Below are 23,233 nucleotides of genomic sequence, written 5' to 3' on the forward strand. Positions count from 1 at the left end.
AGTAATATTATGAATAGCGATTATAAGCGGATAATAGGGGCTAAAAATTTCAAAACTTAGCCTGTGAAGTTATACTGTTGATGATTAATTAAACACTCCTTGCGTCAAGTGCGTACAAGACCGTTTACTCCCATTGCGCAAGCTAACTTAGAGGAAGAGACTGTGTTACAAGACTATCGCAATCACGTTGAAGAACGTGCAGCCCAAAATATCCCCCCAAAACCTCTTAATGCAGAACAGGTAGCAGCCCTTGTCGATTTGTTGAAAAGCCCGCCAGCAGGTGAAGAAGAATTCCTATTAGAGCTTCTCTCAGAGCGTGTGCCGCCAGGTGTTGATGAAGCGGCTTACGTCAAAGCTGGTTTCTTAAGTGCCATTGCAAAAGGCGAAGACAGTTGTGAACTTATCTCAAAAGAGAAAGCTGTTGAATTGCTGGGAAATATGCATGGCGGTTATAACATTGCGACGTTAGTAGAGCTACTTGACGATGAAGACCTTGCGCCATTGGCTGCCAAGGAGTTAAAACACACGTTGCTGATGTTTGATGCCTATCACGATGTGGAAGAGAAGCACAAAGCGGGTAATGAATACGCCACTGATATTATTAAATCTTGGGCTGAAGGCGAGTGGTTTACATCGCGCAAGCTAATGGACGATAAAATTACTTACACGGTGTTTAAGGTTACAGGTGAAACCAATACCGATGATTTATCTCCCGCTCCGGATGCATGGTCACGTCCAGACATACCATTACACGCTCTTGCAGCTTACAAAATGCCACGCGAAGGTTTAGAGCCAGAAGAACCTGGTGTTAAAGGCCCAATGGCGCAAATAGAAGAAGTCAAAAGCAAGGGGTATCCCGTGGCTTTTGTCGGTGATGTAGTCGGTACCGGCTCGTCGCGTAAGTCGGCCACTAACTCTGTCTTGTGGTTCTTTGGTGAGGACTTGCCGGGCGTGCCTAACAAACGGGGCGGTGGCGTATGTATCGGTTCCAAAGTCGCACCTATTTTCTTTAACACCATGGAAGACGCGGGCGCATTAGTATTTGAAGCCGACGTTGAAAAAATGAATATGGGAGATGTGATCGATATCTACCCATTTGAAGGAAAAATTACTAATCACGAAACTGGTGAGCTACTTGCTGAATACAGCTATAAATCGAAAGTTATTTTAGATGAGGTGCGTGCCGGCGGACGTATCAACCTGATTATTGGTCGTGGTCTTACCGAAAAAGCGCGTGAGACACTAGGTTTAGGCCCGACGGACTTATTCAGAAAACCTGAACAACCTAAAGACAGCGGCGCAGGTTTCTCGCTAGCGCAGAAAATGGTGGGTAAGGCGTGCGGTGTTGAAGGCATTCGCCCCGGCACCTATTGCGAGCCTAAAATGACAACTGTTGGCTCGCAAGATACTACAGGCCCCATGACACGTGATGAGCTTAAAGACTTAGCTTGCCTTGGCTTTACGGCCGACTTGACCATGCAGTCCTTCTGTCACACGGCTGCTTATCCAAAGCCGGTGGATATTGAAACCCAGCACACGCTGCCTGATTTTATTATGAATCGGGGTGGGGTATCGCTTCGCCCCGGTGACGGTATTATTCACAGCTGGTTAAACCGCATGCTGCTGCCTGACACAGTAGGGACTGGCGGTGACTCACATACTCGTTTCCCATTGGGTATTTCGTTCCCAGCGGGCTCTGGCTTGGTGGCGTTTGCTGCAGCAACGGGTGTTATGCCCCTGGATATGCCAGAGTCTATATTGGTGCGCTTTAAAGGCGAAATGCAGCCGGGCATTACCTTACGAGACCTTGTACATGCCATTCCGCTATATGGCATTAAACAAGGGTTATTAACGGTTGAGAAAAAAGGCAAAATCAATGCGTTCTCTGGCCGTATATTAGAAATCGAAGGGTTAGAAAACCTTACTGTAGAGCAGGCGTTTGAGTTATCTGATGCGTCGGCAGAACGTTCAGCTGCAGGTTGTACTATCAACCTTTCTGAAGAGTCGATTGCTGAATACCTGCGTTCAAATATTACTATGCTTCGCTGGATGATTAATGAAGGTTATGGCGACCCTCGTACGTTAGAGCGCCGCGCGCAGAAAATGGAAGAGTGGCTAGCTAACCCAGAATTAATGCGCGCTGATGCGGATGCTGAATACGCCGAGGTTATTGAAATTGACCTTAACGATATTAAGGAGCCTATCGTTTGCTGCCCTAATGATCCCGACGATGCGAAAACCCTATCTGACGTTGCAGGCGATAAGGTAGATGAAGTCTTTATTGGCTCGTGTATGACAAACATTGGCCACTTCCGTGCAGCCGGCAAATTGCTTGAGCAATATAATAAAACCCTTCCAACCCGTTTATGGATGTCGCCACCGACTAAGATGGATAAGGCCCAACTAATGGAAGAGGGGTACTACAACATTTACGGTCGCGTGGGCGTACGCACCGAGATGCCGGGGTGTTCACTTTGTATGGGTAACCAAGCAAGGGTGGATGCAGGCGCCACAGTGCTCTCAACATCAACCCGAAACTTCCCTAACCGTTTAGGTGATGGAGCGAATGTGTATCTAACCTCAGCGGAGCTTGCTGCGGTTGGCGCAATTGTGGGCCGCATTCCAACCGCTGAGGAATACATGGAATACGCCAGTAAAATTAACGCAATGTCGGGAGAAGTATTCCGCTACTTAAACTTCGACAAAATGCCTAGCTTTAAAAAGGCGGAAGAAGAAGCTAAGGCGCGCATTATTCCAACGTTGAATGTTGCTTAAAATAGTGTATAAACTACAAAGCCGGTTGCCTTAGTGGTGACCGGCTTTTTTTATGGCGAAAAGGAATGTCTAATGGGAAAATCTTTCTTTATTGTTGCTGCACTTGTATTAACCTTAGGGTGTGCAAAAGCGCAGGTAGACCCTGTATCGTCACTGAATTCAGTGGACTTCGAATCTATTACACTGAAGATAGGTGGCAAGCACTATGAAGTTGAGTATGCCAATACCTTTGAGCAACGCGCGCAGGGCCTTATGTTTCGCAAAGCCTTGTGCGAAGACTGCGGTATGTTTTTTAAGTTTTCTAGCCCCAAATTTGCGGGCATGTGGATGAAAAACACCTTTGTTCCCCTAGACGTAGCATTTATCGACAGAAATGGCGTAATAACGGATATAAAACCTCTCACTCCTCATAGTTTGGAGTCGGTCGGATCATCGAAAGAGGTACTTTACGCGCTGGAAATGAACCAAGGGTGGTTTGCCGAGAATAATATAAAAGTAGGCGACCAAATAACGATTGATTAACCGCGTAAAGCGCGGTTGCTGCTAGCGAAAAGCTAGTTTTATTCTGGAGTTAAATATAGTGACAAATGCCTTATCGATAGCTAAGTTCGGTGGAACTAGCGTAGCGAATTACGAAGTAATGCAAAACTGCGCCCGAATTGTTGCCGGTAATGAAAAAACACGCATTGTGGTAGTGAGTGCTTCAGCTGGGGTAACAAATCACCTTGTAAGCCTAGCTCATACACCAATGACGCAACAGCAAATTGAAGAAACCTGCCAAGCCATTGTGGATATAGAACACGCTATTCTAAATAAGCTTGATGAAAAAGATGCAGTAGAGCCTAAACTTAACGATTTGCTAGAAGAAATGCGCAGCTTAGCATTTCACGAAGAAATCCTTCACCGCGATGATTTAAAAGATCAGCTGCTTTCTATGGGTGAGCGCATGTCATCATTGATGTTCTCATCAGTGCTTGCGGAGCAAGGCGTGAAAACCATGAACTTTGACGTTCGCAAAGTACTTCGTACTGACAGCGAATTCGGTGAAGGCGCGCCTCAAATAGAAGAAATAGAAAAACTTGCCAAACAGCTGCTCGCGCCCGAAATCAAAGATGCGATTGTAGTTACACAAGGTTTTGTTGGTGCAGATGAAGAAGGCCGTACAACAACCCTTGGTCGTGGTGGCTCTGATTTTACGGCTGCACTACTTGCAGAAGCGCTTGATGCAGAGGCGTGTGAGATTTGGACCGATGTAACAGGGGTGTACACAACTGATCCGCGTATTACTCCTGCTGCCCATCCGCTGCCTGAACTGAGCTTTGAAGAAGCCGCGGAAATGGCCACTTTTGGTGCCAAGGTACTACACCCTGCGACTATGGAGCCTGCGCTTCGCAAAGACATAAAAGTGTTTGTAGGTTCAAGTAAAGAGCCAGAAAAGGGCGGTACATGGATTGTGCGTGATTGTGAGCACGAGCCCCCGTACCGTGCTATTACTCGCCGTAAAGAGCAAGTAATGGTGACAGTGAAAACACCAAAGATGATGTACGCGCAAGGTTTCCTACAGCAGGTATTTGCTATCATCGCTAAGCATAAGCTGAGTGTTGATTTGGTTACCACGTCAGAAATCTCGGTATCTTTTACCCTTGATAACCCCGCGAATTCTGTAGCTCAGCGTTTGAATAAAGAGACCATTGCCGAACTTGAAACTATCTGTGACGTTAAAGTAGAAAAAGGTTACGACCTTGTCACTGTTGTAGGTAACAACATGCAAACGGCTATTGGGGTTTCAAGTAAGATTCTATCTGCCGTATCTGATTTTAACTTACGCATGATTTGCTTTGGCGCTAACCCACACAACCTATCGTTTTTGGTTAACGAGACCGACAGTGATGACGTGGTTCGCAAGCTGCATTCGGCATTGTTTGAATAAGTACTAGATTTGCGTAAAGCGTAAAAAAAACGGTCGCCTCAAGGCGACCGTTTCTGTTTGTATTACTCTTAAAAATTTTAAACCTTAAACTGCCTGATAGACTGCTGTAGCTCTTCGGCAAGACGTGCCACTTCATGGCTAGATTCAGACGTTTGCTGTGCACCCGCTGTCGTCTCTTCAGCAATGCCTACAATGGTTTCAAGCTTTTCACTGATTTCTTGCGATACTGTATTTTGTTCACGGGCTGACTGCTCAATTTGAGAGCTAACATCATGGGCCTTGTGAACCGCATCGGTAATGATATCTAGCGCCTGCGTGGCTTTTTCGGTTTGTGCAACACAAGCCGCGGTCTGATCTTTACCTTGGTCCATCACAGACACCGCTTTTTCAGCCCCAGCTTGAAGAACTTCAATCATGGCGTTGATTTCTTGTGTCGACTCCTGTGTGCGACTCGCAAGGGTTCTTACTTCGTCAGCTACAACTGCGAAACCTCGGCCTTGTTCACCGGCACGAGCAGCTTCGATAGCGGCGTTCAATGCAAGTAAGTTAGTTTGGTCGGCAACACCGCGAATAACGTCAAGAATGCCACCAATGCTTGCGCTATCTTGGTGAAGCTTATTAATAACGTCGGCTGCTTCTTGAACATCCCGAGACAAGATCTCAATAGTGTTTTTGTTTTCCAGCGAGATCTGGCGAACATTCTCTGCTTCGGCATCTGCATGACGAATTTGGCTAAGCGTATCTTCGGCATTTTGCACAACAAGCTGTGACGTTGAGTGCATTTCTGTTGTCGCTGTCGCGACTTGGCCAATTTGTGATTTCTGATCCTGAATAGAATGTGTGGTTTGTGCCGTCACGGCTGATGTCTGTTCTGACGCCGCAGCTAACTGCTCTGCGCGAACGTTAATGGCAGTAATCAGCTCTTTCAGGTTGCCAATTAGCGTATTACAGTTTCTTGCTAGTAGTCCAAACTCGTCTTGCGCTGAATCGTCTAGGCGATGAGTAAGGTCACCCGATGAAGCAACAGTAAGTAGTTCGTTCACGCGATAAAGCGGGCGTGTAATAGCGCGCACTGTGACGTAGCCAATGAAGGCTGCTACGGCAATAGAGATGAGAACAACAACAATAACAAAGGTGTTACCTGTTGTAATGGCACCGTTCACCTGATTTTCTATATGAGATGCTTTCTTATCAGCAAGATTCAGCAGGTTTTCAAGTGCGACAACACCCTGTGCGATATTTGAATCTGATGCATTAAGTGCTTGTTCAGCGTCATTTCTACGCTCTAAACGATCCACATGAAGCTGCACTACGCCGTCGTTGGCTTTTATGGCGTTGATAGCGTCATTTACTAAGTCGTTAATATCATCAAGTGTACCTGAGTCATCACGACCGCCCGCTGCTTCAACCATTTCGCTTAGCTGGGTAACTACTTTTTCAACTACAAGGTCAACTTCGTTGCCAAGTGTCTGTGAGCGAACTAGCGTTTCAGTTTTAATATATTCGTAAGAAACAGTAAGTAGCGAAAGAAGCGAAGTTTCAAGTTGACCACCAATCTCAGCAGCACGTCTGAGGTTAGGATCGCGCTGAACTGCGTCTAGGTCTGAAAAATCCAGAAGGTAGGTAGAGGCATCGTCTGCGTTATCTTCAGCATCACCTAGTTTGTCTTGTATATTGTTGCGCAAGTCGAGGTACATTTGGTGATTTTTGTACATAGCCTCAACATTAGTGATGTACGCATCATAAGATTCGCGAACACTGTTTAGCGTGTTTCTAAGCTCTGGCTCATTACTAACGGCCTGCGCTAGCTTATTGTACTCGTTTTCAAAGGTATCTTTGGCAGAGTCAAATGACGCTCTTTTGTCCTTAAGATCACTTAAATCTTCTTCTATGTAGCTTTCGAAGGTAAGTCGACCCATATTCAGGAAGCTTGCTTTTAGTGCATTACTGCCTGCCACCGTGGGCAAGGCAACGTCATTTACTTCCTCTGTTGCAGAGCCTATGGAATTGAGGTTATAAAGTGAGACAACACTTATAACGATTAGAAGTGCGCTAATCGCTACAAATCCCCCGATTACGCGTGTGGCTACCGTTATTTTCATCGGAACTCCTGGATGAGTGTTTTTTATTTTTATCCCTAACGATATTACCCGCCTCAGCTAACAAAATATAGCACTTATAAAGTGATGCTTGCTTAAATGCTGAGCAGGTAACGAAACATCATCGTTACTTTTACAAGTAAGTGTATCGGCTACAAAGACTTAATGTTTATTTTATTTAGCACTTAAGTCTAATTGTTATTACTGGTACAACCAGTTAAGCCGGGAAAAGCGGGTTCTTTCTCAGATAAGTTTCGTATCTATAGGCGTGTATACAATAATGATTCTATGCTGTAACGCTAATCAAAGCTGAGGTATCTAAATTCAACAGCGTCATACTTTGCCCCCACACGTAGCCAGTATCTAAACCAACAAATTGTGAGTTATTTGTATGACCTGATAGGGCGGCCCAGTGTCCGAAAATTACTCGCTGGCTCGTTGTGAGCTTTGTATTTTCTACTTCAAACCAAGGCTTTAAGGTGCTATTAGGACTATTAGAAACTGTACTAGGATGAGACTTGTTGTCAAAGTCGAGGGTGCCATCTGTATGAACAAACCGCATACGCGTACACGCATTTACAATAAAGCGCAGTCGCTCGTCGTCCTCAAGTTTATCTGACCACTTGTCAGGTGTATTACCGTACATCTTTGAAAGAAAAGTGGCGTAATCATCGGACTTAAGGATGTTGCTAACTTCATCACTAAGTGAAACGCACTCATCGATAGACCATTGAGGATAAAGACCAGCGTGAACCATTATTGATTGTTCGTCTAACTTCGCTGCCAGCGGGAACTGCCTCAACCAGTCGACAAGTTCTGTTAAATCTGCCGCATAAAGTAGTGGCTCTAATTTGTCTGACTTTTTCGCTTTGCGAATACCGTTTACAACAGCAAGTAAGTGAAGATCGTGGTTACCCAAAACACTACTAAATTGGCTGCCAAGAGATTTCAGAAAACGCAATGTGCTTAGCGAATCTTCTCCTCTTGCAACCAAATCGCCGACAGCAAACAGCTTGTCGTTTGTCTCGTCAAATTCTACTTTATCCAATACGCGGCGAAGGCCGTCATAACAGCCTTGAATATCGCCAATGACGTAGGTATTACCTTTAGACATAAAACCCTTAATGAAGAATGCTTGGAATAGCTAGGCGAAATACGTTTATAGGAACGCGGAAGCGCTCGCCGCTTTCTAGTTCCATTACATAATAGCCTTCCATATTGCCAACTGGTGTGTCAATGACTGCGCCGCTCGTATAGTCAAAATGTTCACCCGCTTTCATTATAGGCTGCTTTCCTACCACTCCATCACCTTCTACTTCTGACGTTTTACCGTTAGCGTCGGTTATCTTCCAGTAGCGACTAAGCAGTTGTACGGTATGCTCACTATTGTTTTCAATAGTAATGTGGTAGGCGAAAGCAAATTGCTTGGAATCTGAGGGAAGGTGCTCAGGAAGGTGACGGGTTTTCACCCGCACCTTTATATCAAGTACATCCATAGAGGAACTTACTGCTCTTGTTGGTGCTCTTTTGCCGATACAGCGTTAGCTATAGTGGCAAAGTCGTTAAGCGATAGCACTTCTGCGCGAGAAGTTGGATCTATCCCTAACTCGCGGATTTCTTCCTCACTTAAGCTGTCTTTCAGTGAGTTACGAATAGTTTTTCGGCGTTGATTAAAAGCCTGTGCGCAAACGCGCTCAAGCGTGTTTACTGATTCAACATCAACGGGTGGAGCTTGATGTGGAACTAGTTTTACAACAGCCGAGTCTACTTTCGGAGGTGGCTTGAAGGCACCTGGCGGAACATTCAAAACAGGGATCACGTGGCAATAATACTGGGCCATAACAGAAAGCCTGCCGTAGTTCTTAGAGCCAGGGCCCGCTGCTAGCCTGTTAACCACCTCTTTTTGAAGCATAAAGTGCATGTCTTCAATGCACTGAGCATGATCAAAAAGGTGGAACATTAGCGGCGTTGAAATGTTGTAAGGCAAGTTACCAAATACACGAAGCTTCTTGTCTTTTACTGGCATTTCTTTGCATAGTGCACCGAAGTCCATCGTCATCGCGTCTTGTTCAATAACGGTTAGTTTTTCGCCGTTAAATGGGTGATGTCGCAGTCGTTTGGCAAGGTCGCGGTCAAGTTCAATAACCGTCAATGCGTCAACTTCTTCACAAACAGGGTCTGTTAATGCGCCTAAACCCGGCCCAATTTCCACCAGGTTTTGCTCATTTTTTGGCGCGATGGCTGCAACAATTTTACCTATCACGTAGTCATCATGTAGGAAATTCTGCCCGAATCGCTTTCTGGCCGTATGGCCTAAATGTGTTTTACTCATTGTTGATGATGTGCAAGCTCAATGGCTTTTTCCAATGCTTTTCTGAAACTACCGGCGTCGGCTTCACCAGTACCTGCTAAATCTAATGCGGTACCGTGATCAACTGAAGTGCGAACAAAAGGTAATCCTAATGTGATATTCACTGACGCCCCAAAACCCTTGTATTTTAGCACGGGTAAGCCTTGGTCGTGATACATAGCTAGCACAACATCGGCATTTTCTAGGTATTTAGGCTGAAATATGGTGTCAGCGGGCAGGGGGCCGGTGATCTTAAGGCCTTCGTCTCTTAATTCATTCAGTGCTGGAACAATAGTGTGAATTTCTTCAGTACCAATATGGCCATCTTCACCCGCGTGCGGGTTTAGTCCGCATACGTAAATGTGGGGCTCATTGATGCCAAACTTTAGCTTCAGGTCAGTGTTTATAATATGAATAACTTTGTGTAGGCGCTCGCGGGTTATCGCTTTTGCCACGTATTCAAGAGGGATGTGAGTCGTAGCTAGCGCTACATTTAAACCTTCTGTAGCTAACAGCATAACCACATCAATGGTATTAGATTGGTAAGCGAAAAACTCAGTATGTCCGCTGAAAGACACCCCTGCTTTGTTAATGATACCTTTATGTACCGGGCCAGTTACAACAGCGTCAAAGTCACCGTCCATATTGGCCTGGCACGCTTGGCGTAAAGTTTCGACTACATAAAGCCCGTTCTCACTATCAAGCGTTCCGGGGATAACATCAGCAGTTTTGTCTATCTGCTTTATAAACAACGAACCCGCATCTTGTATCTGCGGGTTATTTGCATCGTAATCGATTAGTGTTAACGGAAGCCCTAAGGCGCTTGCTCGTGCTTTTAGCATGTCGCCATCGGCAAACACGACAAGCTGGGCTTGCCATGTTTCCTGGGCCAGTTTAATGATCAAATCTGGCCCGATACCGGCCGGTTCTCCCGGCGTTATTGCTATTTTAATTGGTGTGCTCATGAATAACTTATTATTAAGATTCGACAACTTCGACGTAAGCGGCATCACGCATCTCACGTAACCAGTTCTCGGTTTCTTCTGAAAATTTACGATTGAAGATAAGCTGAGAAGCTTTCTCTTCTTTGCGTTTATCCGTTGCGTCATCCATGCGACGGTCGTTAAGTTGAATTAAGTGCCAGCCGTGAACCGTGCGCACTGGGTCGCTGTATTCGCCAGGTTCAAGCTGTGATAATGCTTCTTTAAACTCAGGTACATAGTTACTTGGGTCAGACCAACCTAATTCTCCACCGCGAAGGGCCGAGCCCGGGTCTTCTGAATACTCTTTTGCTAACTCTGCAAAGTCCGCTTCACCGTTTTTCAATTCTTCTTTAAAGCGCACTAGCATCTCTTTTGCTTTTTCTTCGCTTAAAATAATTGATGGCTTAACCAGAATATGGCGTGAGTTAACTTCTTCAACGGTAACTTTCTCAATACCGCGAGTATCTAGTACTTTAAGAATGTGAAAGCCAGCGCCGCTTCGGATAGGACCAACAAGCGCATCTTTATCTTTATCTTGAATCGCTTCAGCGAAGAGTGTTGGCATAGCATTAATATTCAGCCAGCCCATATCACCACCTTCTAATGCTTCGTTACCGGATGATGAAGCAATGGCGATTTTAGCAAAATCAGAGCCCGACTCTAATAGTGAGATAACTTTATCTGCGCGGTCACGTGCTGCCTGAATGTCTTCGTCTGTTGGTTCAGGTGGGAAGCCAATAAGGATATGACCTAAACGGTATTCTGCCTGCGTTGCACCCTGTTGCTCCATTATTTCTATCAGCGTATCTATTTCTTGAGGCGTGATATAAACGCGGCGGCGTACGTTTGCGCGGCGCACTTCACCCATAATGATTTCTTCACGAATATCTTCGCGATAGTCATCATATGCAATGCCTTCAGCGGCTAATTGCGCGCGAAGTTGTTCAACGGTCGCATTTTGATTGGCCGCAATATTACCAATGGTTTGCTCAAGTTGAGGGTCACTGATACGAATACCCATACGCTCAGCCATTTGTAGCTGAAGGCTCTTCGTAATTAAACGTTCAATAGCCTGTGTACGAAGCGCACGGTCTGAAGGTAGCTGTTGGTTGTTAGCTTCAGCGTTGCGCTTAACGTCTTGTACGAGGGCTTTAATTTCACTCTCAAGTATAACGCCTTGGTCAACAATCACAGCAACGCGGTCAAGCATTACTTCTTGTGCCACGCTATTAAACGAGAGTAGGGCACCTAACATCAATGCACGGATAATGAACTTCATACACACTCTTTTATTATTGGTTAATTGCTTTCAAGCGCTGCTGAGCGCTCAACTGCGGGTTAATTTAAACTATAAGGCTGGCGATAGCCAAACATACCGTCTTCAAGCATGCTTCTTTGGGTTCCCGACGAACCAATGCCTTTGAAGATAAACTGTAGCGAAACACCAGAGTCAAAATCATCCGTTGTCTGGACGCCACTGTCGTTGTAGCGGTTGTTCAAACTGCGCTGAGCAACAAGTCGAACTGCCCAGCAGCACGACTCATATTGAATACCTGCGTAGGTTTCCACACTTCGATTGCGCTCTAAATCTCGATAAGTACGGCCAACCCACTGCCAATTCTCAGAAATAGGCCAGCTTGCTGAAACACCAATTTGATTAATGGTTTCACCACTAAGGTCGCGAACGTAGCGATGACTTAATTGAACAAAGCGCGCGTCATCTTTACGGTATTCAATGCCCACGCTGCTCAGGTCAACTTTGTCTGTGTCAGTGGTGACCTGCACATCAGAATGGAAAAACCAATTTTGGTTAAAGCGCCAATCTACCTCAGCGGCAAGGGCTGAACGATCTTGATTTTTAGTTGCCGCAACCACTTTGTTATCTTCAAGGTAGAATATCTGACCCACACTAAGAACGAATTGTTCCCGATTGTTTTTATCTAACATGCGTGTGGTAGCACCAAGGGTAATCTGGTTATTGTCGCTAATTCTATCAAGGCCAGTAAATTCTTGGCCTCGAAACAAGCCTTCAACATCGGTCAACAGCGGTGTTGAGTCATAAAAGCCGATGGTAGTTTGATCTTCATAAGACGTGTAAAGATACTGAATTTTAGGTTCAAGGGTCATCGACATATCGTCACTAAACCAAGATGTATCTCTTTCGAAGTATAGTGCACCGTAAAGACGCGCCTGACCAAGGGTACGCTCTACATCTTCTTCTAAATCGGTTCCTTCCACATTGTCTTGCTGATATACAGTTTGAAAAACTGTGGTTTCGGCAACGACTTCACCCCACGCCGCGCGAACCGGTACAGCAAGCGTTGGCGCAATGTGGAATCGCGTTGCGGTTGGCGCAGTATCTAACGTGTTGTCGAAATGAGCGACTTCTGAGTCAAGGTTAAACTCAAAGTATTCGCCTAGTGCTTTGTTGTAGTTAACTTTAATTTCTGGAACAGCGCGATAGCTGTCAGCAGTATCACCTAATACTTCGAAATCTTTAACCTGCATACTGACTGAAAGGTTCTGAGAGTAGTAACTCAAACCAATATTTCGGTATAGATGGGTATCAGAGCGACTGTAGTAGTCTGACCCAAGGTCTACTATGTAGTTGTCGTCACTTAGGCCGTTGAAATCAATATTAAGCAGCCAGTTATCAGCAATTAACCCTTGGTGTTCGAGGCGATAAAAATATCGGTCTGGGTTACCTGAAATATCCGAATCGCTTGGTAGATATTCAACGTAAGCTGTCCCTTGACTGCGTTCTGTTAGGTAACGAAACTCGGTATTTAGCTGAAGGCCGCGCAATGACATTAACCGGGGGGATATGGTCATGTCGTAGTTAGGCGCAATATTCCAGTAAAAAGGCTGAGTGTAGTCCACGCCAGTTCGACTAGAACTCGTTAGCTCCGGAAATAACAAGCCGGTTTGTCGCTCATTACTTACTGGAAACGCAAAATAAGGCAAGTAAAATACTGGAACATCGGCAATGTAGAACCTGGTGTGTTTGGCTTGACCCCATACCGTCCCTTTTTCCAAGCTGATTTCGCTAGCGCGAATCATCCAGTCTTCATCACCTTCTGGACAAGTAGAAAAACTTACCTTTTTTAGCACTATGCCGGTATCTGTATCTAATAAAATATCTTCGGCAGCACCTTGTCCTACAAATCCAGTCAGCTTATAGCGAGTATTTTGCATTTCTAGACGCTCTTCTTCAGAACGCAAGGTTACCGCATCGCTTTCCACTTTTAGTTGCGCATCTTGGTAGGTTACATCGCCTTTTGCAATAAGGTCGCGGCCACTACCGGTTCCATTAACTTGTGCCTGAGAGGCACTGATTATCGCGGTGTCTGACGTTATGTCTACATTGCCAGAAAACAGAGCTACAGTGTCTTGAATGATTTCTGTACGATTAGCTTCAACTTTAACATGGCCCTTAGGCATCAATGCTTGGCTACTAAAAGTAACAGGTTCGACTGAGCAGAATGCAAGTGGGGCTGCATCTGAGTTTGATTGAGAATTTGAAGCTGTCGTTTCCTGTGCAAACGCGACCGTAGGCAAAAGAGTCGCGGAAACAAGCATGGCGCAGGTGTTTTTCATGCGTAAATGGGTGGCCTGTTTTGTTGTATGTTGCTTTTAAACCCAAGTAAGACGACTTGCGTCTCGGTTAGTTCGACATAACGATTAAAAAAACCAGTGATCAAGCGCCCTCTATTTCTTTTACCGTAGAAAAGCTTGGGGCTCACTAGCCATTACTATTTTATTCAAGCGCTCAATTCTAAGCGCTTCTGTCGCAATTACCAACCATTCAGGTAAAAAAATGCACTTTTATATGCACAACACATCAAAGACAGCGGTAATTAGCGGCAGTAAGCTTGATTTCGCTCTGCTTAAGCCCTAGTTAATTAACTTATGTATTTGATATGATGATTAACGCGCTTTGCACGGCGTGAATTAACGACAGTAACATCAACTTTCTAAACAGTGCACCAATGGAGAATGACGCGATGTCAATTTGGGGGAAAATCCTCGGCGCCTTGTTCGGCTTTATGTTTTTGAAAATACCAGGCGCGATCCTTGGGCTGGTAGTCGGACACTTTTTTGATAAAGCCTATCGCCAAGACTTTAATCAACTAGGAGGCTTTGGGCGCTTTTTTACTGATCAGGACAATTTAAAGCAGCAAGCCATCTTCTTTCATAGCTTGTTTAGTGCATTAGGTCATCTTGCTAAGTCTGACGGCAAGGTGACTGATAGAGAGATTCAAATTGCTACAGCGTTAATGGACGAAATGCGCCTGACAGGCGATGCCCGCCGAGAAGCACAGGATGCATTCAGAGAGGGCAAAGCACGAGACTTCCCCTTGGTTGATACGTTAAAAGGCTTCTATGATGCCAGCCACGGTCGACGGGATATTCTGCAAGTATTCTTGGAAATTCTTATTCAAGCCGCGTTTGCCGACGGTCAGCTTTCTCAAGAAGAATACAACGTATTAGAAAAAGTGGCGAAACCTCTGGGTTTTAGGCGTCGTGATTTAGATTACCTCATTTCGATGTATGAAGCTGAAATTCGATTCAGACAGCGGGCACAGTCAGGTGCGGGGCAACGTGCTCACTCGGGGGCAGGACAGCGGCACCGTGGTCAGCAATCGGCCTACTCAGAACAGCAAAGCTTAGATGATGCCTATCGCATTTTAGGCGTAGCAGCATCTGACGATGAGAAAGTAATAAAGCGAGCTTACAGAAAGCGCATGGCTGAACATCATCCAGATAAACTGGTATCTAAAGGCTTGCCAGAACAGGCGATGGAGATTGCCAAAAAGAAGGCACAAGATATTCAGTCAGCTTACGAGTTGATTAAGCAAAAGCGTGGCTTCTAAATGGCAAAAATTGAACGTGAGTTAACCTATGTGCCTGCGGCAAGTCAGGCACATATTGATGGTTTTATTGAAATGTTGTGGCTCGAAAAAGGGCTTTCAGAACATACTCAGCAAAGCTATCGCACCGACCTCACTAAGCTTGCCATTTACAGCAATAATCAAGGCGTGAAGGATATTGCTGTGCTGACGACTGAACAGCTTCAAGATTACCTTGCCTATCGTCATGACAAAGGCCTGTCTACTCGCAGTACGCAACGCGCACTTAGCGCCATTCGCGCCTTTTTTGTGTTTCTTATAAGCAAACAAATTCGCGTAGACAGCCCTGTTTCTGCGTTGTCTAACCCAAAAACACCAAAAGCCTTACCTTCTTCTTTAAGTGAGCAGCAGGTTGAAGATTTACTTAATGCCCCTTTAACTGACGACCCAATTGAATGCCGAGACAAAAGCATGCTTGAAGTCCTCTATGCTACGGGCCTGCGTGTAAGCGAGTTAATAGGGTTAACGATGGACCAAGTTAGCCTTCAACAAGGCGTGGTAAGAGTGGTAGGTAAAGGAAACAAAGAGCGCTTAGTACCTCTTGGGGAAGATGCAATCGAATGGTTACTAACTTATATAAAAACCGCGCGGCCTATTCTTGCCACGAAAACCTCTGACGTGGTTTTTCTAAGTAAGCGCGGACAAAAAATGACGCGCCAAACATTTTGGCATCGTATTAAGTACTATGCGGTTAAAGCAGGTATTGAACAGCATCTATCCCCTCATACATTACGCCATGCTTTTGCTACGCATCTGTTAAACCACGGCGCAGATTTACGTGTAGTACAAATGTTGTTGGGGCACAGCGATTTATCAACTACCCAAATTTATACCCATGTAGCAACAGAGCGACTGCAGACGCTTATTCATAGTCATCACCCTCGAGGCTAACGAGTAAAAAAATGCATTGAGCAAGAATGCTACAAACTGAGCTCTGTGTACGACGAGGCTCTGCCTATGCATGTATTAAACGAAAAGGGGTGTGATAGGATATAAATGAAGGATTACTTTGGATTAAGCATAGTAGGCCAATACTGGGGTGTTGTAGTTTATTAACCTCGTGGTTACCTTAATAGCATTCTGTTGCAGCGTAATACACAAATAAGCAAAAAATTAGCGTGAAAAGTGCAATTTTTTGCTAAGTTCGTCGGTCTGAAAGTAATTAGTATGAAAATGTTTAGTGGTTGCCTTAAGATGAAAGCACATATTTAGGCAGCTGCAATCTAGGCCAAGTGAGTACAAATAAGCTTAAATGGCAAAATGGAGAGTATTTAGTGAAAGCAGTAAAGAAAATTTTGTTAGCCAGCGCAGTAGCGGCAGGTTCTCTGTTAGGGTTGAGCGCGCAAGCTGCTGACGAAGCCGCTATCCGCGATAAATTAACGTCAATGCTTGGGCTAGATGTAGAAACCATTGCCGATTCTCCTGTGTCTGGCTTGGTTCAGGTATCTACAAACCGCGGCTTGTTTTATGTAAGTGAAAACGGACAATACTTGCTTCAGGCTCGTGTTTTTAACATTGATGAAGAAATGCGCAACGAAACAGAGCTGGCCCTTTCAGGCTTGCGTAAAGAGGGCGTTGCATCAATGGAATCGTCGTCTATTACGTTTAAAGCGGAAAACGAAAAGCACGAAATAAGCGTGTTCACAGACATCACCTGCGGCTACTGCCGTAAATTTCATAACGAAATTGACGAACTGAACGATGCCGGTATTACGGTTCATTACCTAGCGTTCCCACGTTCTGGGCTAAATAGCCAGAACTATGAAGATATGGTGTCAGTATGGTGCGCTGAAAACCCGCAAAGCGCATTAACAAAAGCTAAAGCAGGCAACGATGTGGCAAGCGCTAGCTGCAAAAACAAAGTGGCAGAGCAATATATGCTAGGCCAAAAATTAGGGGTGAACGGCACACCTAATATCGTGTTGCCTGATGGTTCATTGATTCCTGGTTACCAGCCAGCCGCATTGCTCGCAAAAGCGTTGGAAGGCGAAGAGTAGTCATTTAAACTGCTTAGTTACTGACATGAAAAAAACGCACGCATTGTGCGTTTTTTTGTTTTCTGCGGTATGATTCATAGCGATATTTTTCTTACGTTCTTTCGTATGGTTTCATTTTGCAGTTAGCGCAGAGCTTCTATTTGAAAACGTGTATTCTTTATTGAGTATATTCAATTTAAGTTTGCCTAAACTTTTTTCATATCAAGTGTTTAAGATAACTGCAATCACAGTATTGGTTTAGTGGTATTTCATGATTTTGCCTATTGTTCGCCGCGAGGTCTCCGGCGCCCCGTTAAGTTCCGACTTACACCCTGTTATCGACAGAATTTACCGCGGTCGCAATATTGCGAATATGGATGACTTGGAGAATGGCCTTAAAGGACTTACGCATTTCAATGTATTAAAAGGGATGCCTCAAGCCGCGCAAATCCTTGCCAATGCCGTTGTGCAAAATAAGCGCGTTATCATAGTGGGCGATTTTGATGCCGATGGCGCTACCAGTACATCGGTATGTATACTGGCGCTTCGAGCTATGGGCTATCACAACGTTGATTTCCTTGTACCTAATCGCTTTGATTTTGGTTATGGGCTTAGCGTACCTATCGTCGATGAGGCAGCCAAACAAGGTGCCGAGGTTATTGTAACCGTGGATAACGGCATATCTTGTATTGACGGTGTAACCCATGCTAAATCTTTAGGCATGCAGGTTGTGGTGACTGATCACCACTTGCCAGGTGATACACTACCGCCAGCTGATGCGATAGTGAACCCTAACCAACCTGGCTGTGAATTCCCCTCTAAAAACTTAGCTGGCGTGGGTGTGGCTTTTTATATCATGCTTGCGCTTAAAGCTGAGCTACAGCAGCAAGGGTATTTTGAGAAAGTAGGTATTGCACCACCCAACTTAGCTTCCCTGTTAGATATTGTTGCTGTTGGCACCGTGGCCGATGTGGTGGTTTTAGATAAAAATAACCGAATTTTAGTTCACCAAGGTCTTCAGCGTATTCGTGCTGGTAAGTGTCGACCAGGTATTAAAGCGCTAGTTGAAGTCGCAAACCGCGATTGCGCGCACCTAACCTCCACCGACTTGGGCTTTGTAGTAGGCCCCAGACTTAATGCTGCCGGTCGCTTAGACGATATGTCACAAGGCATTGCTTGCTTACTAGAAGATGAAACCATTCAAGCGCGAATGATAGCGGCAGAGCTCGATGCGCTTAACAAAGAACGCCGCGAAATTGAAACCGGCATGAAAGCACAAGCCGAAACAGTGCTAGAGCAGATGGCGCTTGATGAAGGCGATATGCCAAGCGCACTGGTGGTTTATCGCGAAGACTTTCACCAAGGCGTGATTGGTATTGTGGCAGGCCGGCTAAAAGAGAAGTATCTTAAACCTGTTATCGCTTTCGCTCATCAAGACGATATTGTGATTAAAGGCTCGGCGCGCTCCATACCTGGTGTGCACATTCGCGATGTACTTGATGAAGTAAATACACGCTATCCTGGTGTTATTGATAAATTTGGTGGACATGCCATGGCCGCTGGATTGAGTTTGCCTGTCGCCAAGCTTTCTGACTTCGAGCAAGCTTTTGTTGACGTTGCTCGTACCCATATGGAAAAGCTTGATGGCAATCATGCACTGCTCTCTGACGGTGATTTATCTTCAGAAGAATTGTGTTTGCCTTTTGCGCATTTATTGCGACAGGCAGGTCCGTTTGGTCAGGGTTTTGAATCACCGTTATTTGATGGAGAATTTACGCTTCTCGATCAGCGACTAGTAGGACAAAAGCACCTTAAGATGGTGTTGAAAAGTGACGGCGCCAGTGAAGTAGACGCTATTGCGTTTAACATTGATTTAAAAGCATGGCCTAACGCCATGGTAAAGCGTGTACATATCGCTTACCGCCTTGATATCAATGTTTTCAGAGGGCAAGAAACTGTACAGCTTATTATTGAGCAAATAGAAGCGGTTTAAGCGAAGTTGATTCACGTACAACATTGAGTCTTCGAAAACCTAGCTAGTCAAAAAGCGATACGAGCTAAAGAACTAAAGAACTAAAGAGTTAAAAAATAAGAAAAAAGAGGCAAGGGTGAAAAGCGAACGACAGAAGCTGGTGGAAAAGCATAGTCAGCTTAATCAAACCGACAATATTAAAGTGATTTCTCACGTTCAGCGTGAAGAAAAAGACAGTGATTGGATCCGCCACACCATTATGCTTGAAGGCATTGACGTCCCTTTTATTTACCGGCGAAAACAGCAATATCAAAGCTTAAAAGGGGCACGAGTAAACGTAACTTATTATCGCCATGTAGAAGATGTGGCTGGCATTGAATTTGAAACCATGAAAGTGGTAAGAATTAAACGCAGCTAATAAGTCACTTACCCTTGTCACTAAGATAAACTTTTTTTGACTTACACCTTTTAACTTGCACCTAAATAGCTACCGATTCGGTGCTAAACAATAGTGAACAACAATGAATAATGAATGGTTAAATGCCTATGTACTGCATAGACGCCCTTACAGGGAGACCAGCTATATTGTTGACTTTTTTACCCTGGAAGAGGGGCGTGTTAGCGCGGTAGCTAAGGGCGTCAAAAACAGTAAATCAGATAAAAAGAGCCTGCTTCAACCTTTTCAACATCTTCGCCTACAGTTAAGCGGAAAGTCAGAGTTAAAAAGCCTAAGGCACGTTGAAAGCGTCGCTCCGTCCATCAATCTAGTAGGCACAGCGTTGTTTTGTGCCATGTATGTGAACGAGCTAACCAACCGCGTTATGCCAGCGGGGCTTGCAAGCGATGGCGTTCACAACGCTTATGAAAATGCATTGCTGTCCCTTCGTGATAATAGCGACATAGAAGTGACCTTGCGACAGTTCGAATTTGCACTACTTGATGAAATGGGGTTACTGCCCGACTTCACTACTGACGTAGAATACGAATTGCCAATAGAAGAAACAGGTAGCTATAACTTTCAAATAGATGCGGGCTTTGTGCCTATACCTGAAGATACGGCCGGCACAAGGGGCATGCGAGGCTTTCCCGGGCAAGCGTTGCTTAGTTTGTCGCAGGGGGAGTTTACCCCGCTTAGCAAGAAGGTTGCTAAAGTGCTTTGTCGCGACTTGCTTAAACCTCTGATTGGCGATAAGCCGCTTAAAAGCCGCGAACTATTTATGCCGAAACCCCGTTAGTGCGTTGGCATGTTCAGCCGCTAATAGGGTGCAACATCTTTTATAATAGTACTTATCTTCACGCGTCTAGCTATAGATATGAACTGCTATCAAGGCTAATGGCATTAGATTATTTTCTCTTAACTCAAATGCTTAAACAGCACCTTCTATAAAAAAATTTGCTACAATCTGCACTTTCAAAGGAAGGGGGGTTGTACCCTTTAAATAATGTATTAAACATGAAGAGCAGGCATCTTCTTTCGCTCTTACAGGTTAGGTGGTGAAATGAGCACGATTCTATTAGGCGTTAACATCGACCATATCGCAACGCTTCGCAATGCGCGCGGTACACATTATCCAGATCCAGTGCACGCTGCTGACATTGCTGAGCGTGCAGGTGCAGACGGCATTACCGTTCACTTACGAGAGGATCGCCGTCATATTAAAGATCGCGACGTGCGTATTTTAGCGCAAACCATTAACACCCGACTCAATCTAGAAATGGCAGTAACCGATGAGATGCTGGCCATTGCAGAAGAAGTAAAACCTGTTTTTTGCTGCCTAGTACCGGAAAAACGTGAAGAGTTAACCACTGAAGGTGGTCTCGATGTAGCGGGCAACTTTGAGAATATTAAAGCAGCGTGCGAGCGTCTTGCGAATGCCAACATCCTAGTGTCTTTGTTTATCGACGCAGATAAAGCGCAGATTGATGCAGCGGCAGCATGTAGCGCGCCTTACATTGAAATTCACACTGGTCAATACGCAGAAGCCACCAGTGAAGATGAGCAGCAAAAAGAGCTAGCTCGCTTAGTTGAAGGTATTGAATATGCTGACAGTTTAGGACTTAAAGTGAATGCGGGTCACGGCTTGCACTATCACAACGTTAAACCTATAGCGGCGATTCCTCAGCTAATCGAACTTAATATTGGTCATGCTATCATCGCTCGCGCCGCGTTCGACGGACTTCATACAGCAGTGGCTGATATGCGAAAGCTGATGCTTGAAGCACGCGCTGGCATTTAATTCAAAAGGGCAAATATAGCGTGGCGATTGCAGGGCTAGGTACTGACATTGTAGAAATTGCTCGCCTTGGTAAAGGCGAGAGCGCTAACGAACGTTTGGCTAAGCGTGTACTTACGCCTGCCGAGTGGCAGACGTTTAGTGAGCACGCTACACCAGTGCGCTTTTTAGCAAAACGCTTTGCCGCGAAAGAAGCCGCGGTGAAAGCCCTTGGTACGGGTATTGGAAATGGGATTAGTTGGCAACACATAGAGGTGCGTAACAACGACCTAGGGGCGCCAGAACTTCATTTTTCTGGTGAATTTGCTGCTATGTGTGAGGCAAGGGGCATTACCCGAAGCGTGATCAGTATTTCAGACGAGCAGCATTATGCCGTCGCCACCGTTATACTAGAGTCCTAATCATTTTCTAAAACGCGGCCTACTAAAACGCAGATTGAAAGTAGCCCAGGTAGATGACACCTATCTGGGCTGCGTTTACAAAAAAACGCTACAAATATCAAACCACGCAGAGCAAGTTACCGGAGTCACACTTGGCAAACCTTTTTAAACAATCACGCAGCAAACAAAAAGGCACAGCGTCTTCCCGCCTAAGTGGCAATGGAACAAAAGGTAATGCCAGTGCCAACGCGCAGGTCGCAGGACTTCGGTTTGGAAAAACTAGAAATGCCTCACAAGCCAGTAAGAAGGCAAATTCCAGTACGGTGACCATTGAAGATGTCGACTGGATGGGCCATGGGATAGTACGCGGCAACCCCATAATGTTTGTTGAAGGTGCCCTTGTTGGAGAAACCTGCGACATTGAGGTGCTATCAAGCAAAAAGAAAGTCATTAACGCCAAAGCGACAAATATTCAATTATCTAGTGAGGCAAGACAAGCGCCTTTCTGCCCTGTGTTTGATTCGTGTGGTGGATGTCAGCTACAGCACATAAAGCCGGATGCTGCCCTTGAGCAAAGAGACAAGGCTCTTAAAGTGATGATGGAACGTCAATTGGCAATGAAAGCAGGCGTTTGGCAATCTCCTTTGGTGGGGCCTCGACCTCAATATCGCAGAAAAGCAAGACTGGCTATCGACGCCCGCAACCCGAATCAAATTAAACTAGGCTTTCGCGAAGCCAATAGCAACAAAGTAACCAATGTGGATAGCTGCCCAATTTTGGTTGACCCTTTATCTAATATCATTGGCCCTTTGCAAAACGCGCTCACAGGTTTTGAGTCAGCTCGACACATTGGGCATATAAGCCTAATTGCTGGTGATAACATTTCGCACCTTGTTATTAAACATATTAAAGCGCTTGAGGCAGAGCTTATTGATACAGTGAATGCACTGGTTAACGAGTACTCTCTTGCCAACGCCGATAAAATAGAGTTAAAGCTTGAGAACAAACAAGGGCAAATTCGCAGTGTAGGGCATGGCACTGATTTGGTTATGTCCACGATAAATGACTGTTCTATTTCACCAAGTGCTAACGACTTTATTCAAATAAACAAAGTGGTTAACGAAAAAATGATTAACCAAGCAATGGACTGGCTAAACCCACAGCCCAACGAACGTATAGCCGATTGGTTTAGCGGCCTGGGCAATTTTACCTTACCTATTGCTAAGTCAGGTGCTAGGGTACAAGCGGTAGAGGGTGTTGCAGAGATGGTGCGCCGCGCAAAAGACAATGCACAGCGACAGGGCATTAACAATGTCGAGTGGCTGCATTTAGATTTGGCAGATAAGACCAATGTCGAGGCTTCTTTGCAGCAGGGCTTTGATAAGGTACTGCTTGACCCTTCAAGAGAAGGGGCATTGACCGTTTGTCATGCGCTTGTAAAAGCACTACCAAAAACGATAGTGTATGTTTCTTGCAACCCAAGTACGTTTTCTAGAGACGCAAAAGTGTTGATAGACGGAGGTTATGAAATGGAAAAAGCGGGCGTAGCAGAAATGTTCCCCTTCACCCATCACATGGAAATGATGGCCTTGTTTACGCGAAAGCAGCAGTAACGAGTAAAGGA

General features: G+C 45.1%; 19 protein-coding genes. 12 read left to right on the top strand and 7 right to left on the bottom strand.

The window, feature by feature from the left end:
- Positions 1–162 precede the first annotated feature (162 nt).
- From acnB to lysC, 3 genes are all read left to right on the top strand, one after another.
- Positions 163–2,775: a bifunctional aconitate hydratase 2/2-methylisocitrate dehydratase gene (gene acnB / locus IW644_RS08625; RefSeq protein ID WP_269917263.1), complete on the top strand. Its 2,613-nt coding sequence runs from the start codon at positions 163–165 to the stop codon at positions 2,773–2,775.
- A gap of 72 nt (positions 2,776–2,847) precedes the next feature.
- A complete protein-coding gene (locus IW644_RS08630) occupies positions 2,848–3,297 on the top strand; it encodes a DUF192 domain-containing protein (protein ID WP_269917264.1) in 450 nt (149 codons plus the stop codon).
- Positions 3,298–3,355: 58 nt separating this feature from the next.
- Entirely contained in the window at positions 3,356–4,705 is a 1,350-nt protein-coding gene (gene lysC / locus IW644_RS08635; RefSeq protein ID WP_269917265.1) for a lysine-sensitive aspartokinase 3, read from the top strand.
- Between the two features lie 77 nt (positions 4,706–4,782).
- Here the strand turns inward: lysC and IW644_RS08640 are convergent, their stop codons facing one another.
- From IW644_RS08640 to lptD, 7 genes are all read right to left on the bottom strand, one after another.
- Positions 4,783–6,807: a HAMP domain-containing methyl-accepting chemotaxis protein gene (locus IW644_RS08640; RefSeq protein ID WP_269917266.1), complete on the bottom strand. Its 2,025-nt coding sequence runs from the start codon at positions 6,805–6,807 to the stop codon at positions 4,783–4,785.
- Between the two features lie 283 nt (positions 6,808–7,090).
- Complete coding sequence (locus tag IW644_RS08645; RefSeq protein ID WP_269917267.1) at positions 7,091–7,918, bottom strand: symmetrical bis(5'-nucleosyl)-tetraphosphatase; 828 nt, start codon at positions 7,916–7,918, stop codon at positions 7,091–7,093.
- A 7-nt stretch (positions 7,919–7,925) separates the two neighbouring features.
- Complete coding sequence (apaG, locus tag IW644_RS08650; protein ID WP_179982408.1) at positions 7,926–8,300, bottom strand: Co2+/Mg2+ efflux protein ApaG; 375 nt, start codon at positions 8,298–8,300, stop codon at positions 7,926–7,928.
- A gap of 8 nt (positions 8,301–8,308) precedes the next feature.
- A complete protein-coding gene (rsmA, locus tag IW644_RS08655; RefSeq protein WP_179982409.1) occupies positions 8,309–9,136 on the bottom strand; it encodes a 16S rRNA (adenine(1518)-N(6)/adenine(1519)-N(6))-dimethyltransferase RsmA in 828 nt (275 codons plus the stop codon).
- Positions 9,133–10,119, bottom strand: coding sequence for a 4-hydroxythreonine-4-phosphate dehydrogenase PdxA (pdxA, locus tag IW644_RS08660; protein WP_179982410.1), 987 nt, complete (start codon positions 10,117–10,119; stop codon positions 9,133–9,135). The genes rsmA and pdxA overlap by 4 nt, the downstream gene beginning before the upstream one ends.
- A 13-nt stretch (positions 10,120–10,132) precedes the next feature.
- Positions 10,133–11,422, bottom strand: a complete 1,290-nt coding sequence (surA, locus tag IW644_RS08665; RefSeq protein WP_269917268.1) for a peptidylprolyl isomerase SurA — start codon at positions 11,420–11,422, stop codon at positions 10,133–10,135.
- 53 nt (positions 11,423–11,475) lie between these two features.
- On the bottom strand, positions 11,476–13,734 hold the full coding sequence (gene lptD, locus IW644_RS08670) for an LPS assembly protein LptD (protein ID WP_269917269.1): 2,259 nt from the start codon (positions 13,732–13,734) through the stop codon (positions 11,476–11,478).
- A 407-nt stretch (positions 13,735–14,141) separates the two neighbouring features.
- On the opposite strand from lptD, the gene djlA reads away from it, so the two are divergent.
- The 9 genes from djlA to rlmD all read left to right on the top strand — a co-directional run bounded on the left by djlA (position 14,142) and on the right by rlmD (position 23,222).
- Positions 14,142–15,011, top strand: a complete 870-nt coding sequence (gene djlA, locus IW644_RS08675; protein ID WP_269917324.1) for a co-chaperone DjlA — start codon at positions 14,142–14,144, stop codon at positions 15,009–15,011.
- A complete protein-coding gene (xerD, locus tag IW644_RS08680; protein ID WP_179982414.1) occupies positions 15,012–15,938 on the top strand; it encodes a site-specific tyrosine recombinase XerD in 927 nt (308 codons plus the stop codon).
- A gap of 383 nt (positions 15,939–16,321) precedes the next feature.
- Positions 16,322–17,044 (top strand): bifunctional protein-disulfide isomerase/oxidoreductase DsbC, encoded by a 723-nt coding sequence (gene dsbC, locus IW644_RS08685; protein ID WP_269917270.1) that lies wholly within the window; start codon positions 16,322–16,324, stop codon positions 17,042–17,044.
- Between the two features lie 250 nt (positions 17,045–17,294).
- A complete protein-coding gene (recJ, locus tag IW644_RS08690) occupies positions 17,295–19,016 on the top strand; it encodes a single-stranded-DNA-specific exonuclease RecJ (protein ID WP_269917271.1) in 1,722 nt (573 codons plus the stop codon).
- A gap of 115 nt (positions 19,017–19,131) precedes the next feature.
- Positions 19,132–19,413, top strand: coding sequence for a hypothetical protein (locus IW644_RS08695; protein ID WP_179982417.1), 282 nt, complete (start codon positions 19,132–19,134; stop codon positions 19,411–19,413).
- A gap of 103 nt (positions 19,414–19,516) precedes the next feature.
- Positions 19,517–20,230, top strand: a complete 714-nt coding sequence (recO, locus tag IW644_RS08700; RefSeq protein WP_269917272.1) for a DNA repair protein RecO — start codon at positions 19,517–19,519, stop codon at positions 20,228–20,230.
- Positions 20,231–20,494: 264 nt separating this feature from the next.
- Positions 20,495–21,232: a pyridoxine 5'-phosphate synthase gene (pdxJ, locus tag IW644_RS08705; RefSeq protein ID WP_179982419.1), complete on the top strand. Its 738-nt coding sequence runs from the start codon at positions 20,495–20,497 to the stop codon at positions 21,230–21,232.
- Between the two features lie 20 nt (positions 21,233–21,252).
- Positions 21,253–21,630 carry a holo-ACP synthase gene (gene acpS, locus IW644_RS08710; RefSeq protein ID WP_269917273.1) on the top strand — a complete coding sequence of 126 codons (378 nt, stop codon included), beginning with the start codon at positions 21,253–21,255 and terminating at the stop codon, positions 21,628–21,630.
- Positions 21,631–21,761: 131 nt separating this feature from the next.
- Entirely contained in the window at positions 21,762–23,222 is a 1,461-nt protein-coding gene (gene rlmD, locus IW644_RS08715) for a 23S rRNA (uracil(1939)-C(5))-methyltransferase RlmD (protein ID WP_269917274.1), read from the top strand.
- The last annotated feature ends 11 nt before the right edge of the window (positions 23,223–23,233 follow it).

This window comes from Alteromonas sp. PRIM-21, from assembly GCF_027563165.1.
Lineage (GTDB): Bacteria > Pseudomonadota > Gammaproteobacteria > Enterobacterales > Alteromonadaceae > Alteromonas > Alteromonas macleodii_A.

What these genes read in the sequence shown, in the direction of transcription:
- IW644_RS08640 (WP_269917266.1), bottom strand. Translation starts at nt 6,807, where the DNA reads ATGAAAATAACGGTAGCCACACGCGTAATCGGGGGATTTGTAGCGATT.
- djlA (WP_269917324.1), top strand. Translation starts at nt 14,142, where the DNA reads ATGTCAATTTGGGGGAAAATCCTCGGCGCCTTGTTCGGCTTTATGTTT.
- pdxA (WP_179982410.1), bottom strand. Translation starts at nt 10,119, where the DNA reads ATGAGCACACCAATTAAAATAGCAATAACGCCGGGAGAACCGGCCGGT.
- pdxJ (WP_179982419.1), top strand. Translation starts at nt 20,495, where the DNA reads ATGAGCACGATTCTATTAGGCGTTAACATCGACCATATCGCAACGCTT.
- apaG (WP_179982408.1), bottom strand. Translation starts at nt 8,300, where the DNA reads ATGGATGTACTTGATATAAAGGTGCGGGTGAAAACCCGTCACCTTCCT.
- xerD (WP_179982414.1), top strand. Translation starts at nt 15,012, where the DNA reads ATGGCAAAAATTGAACGTGAGTTAACCTATGTGCCTGCGGCAAGTCAG.
- lptD (WP_269917269.1), bottom strand. Translation starts at nt 13,734, where the DNA reads ATGAAAAACACCTGCGCCATGCTTGTTTCCGCGACTCTTTTGCCTACG.
- IW644_RS08630 (WP_269917264.1), top strand. Translation starts at nt 2,848, where the DNA reads ATGGGAAAATCTTTCTTTATTGTTGCTGCACTTGTATTAACCTTAGGG.
- IW644_RS08645 (WP_269917267.1), bottom strand. Translation starts at nt 7,918, where the DNA reads ATGTCTAAAGGTAATACCTACGTCATTGGCGATATTCAAGGCTGTTAT.
- rsmA (WP_179982409.1), bottom strand. Translation starts at nt 9,136, where the DNA reads ATGAGTAAAACACATTTAGGCCATACGGCCAGAAAGCGATTCGGGCAG.
- recJ (WP_269917271.1), top strand. Translation starts at nt 17,295, where the DNA reads ATGATTTTGCCTATTGTTCGCCGCGAGGTCTCCGGCGCCCCGTTAAGT.
- recO (WP_269917272.1), top strand. Translation starts at nt 19,517, where the DNA reads ATGAATAATGAATGGTTAAATGCCTATGTACTGCATAGACGCCCTTAC.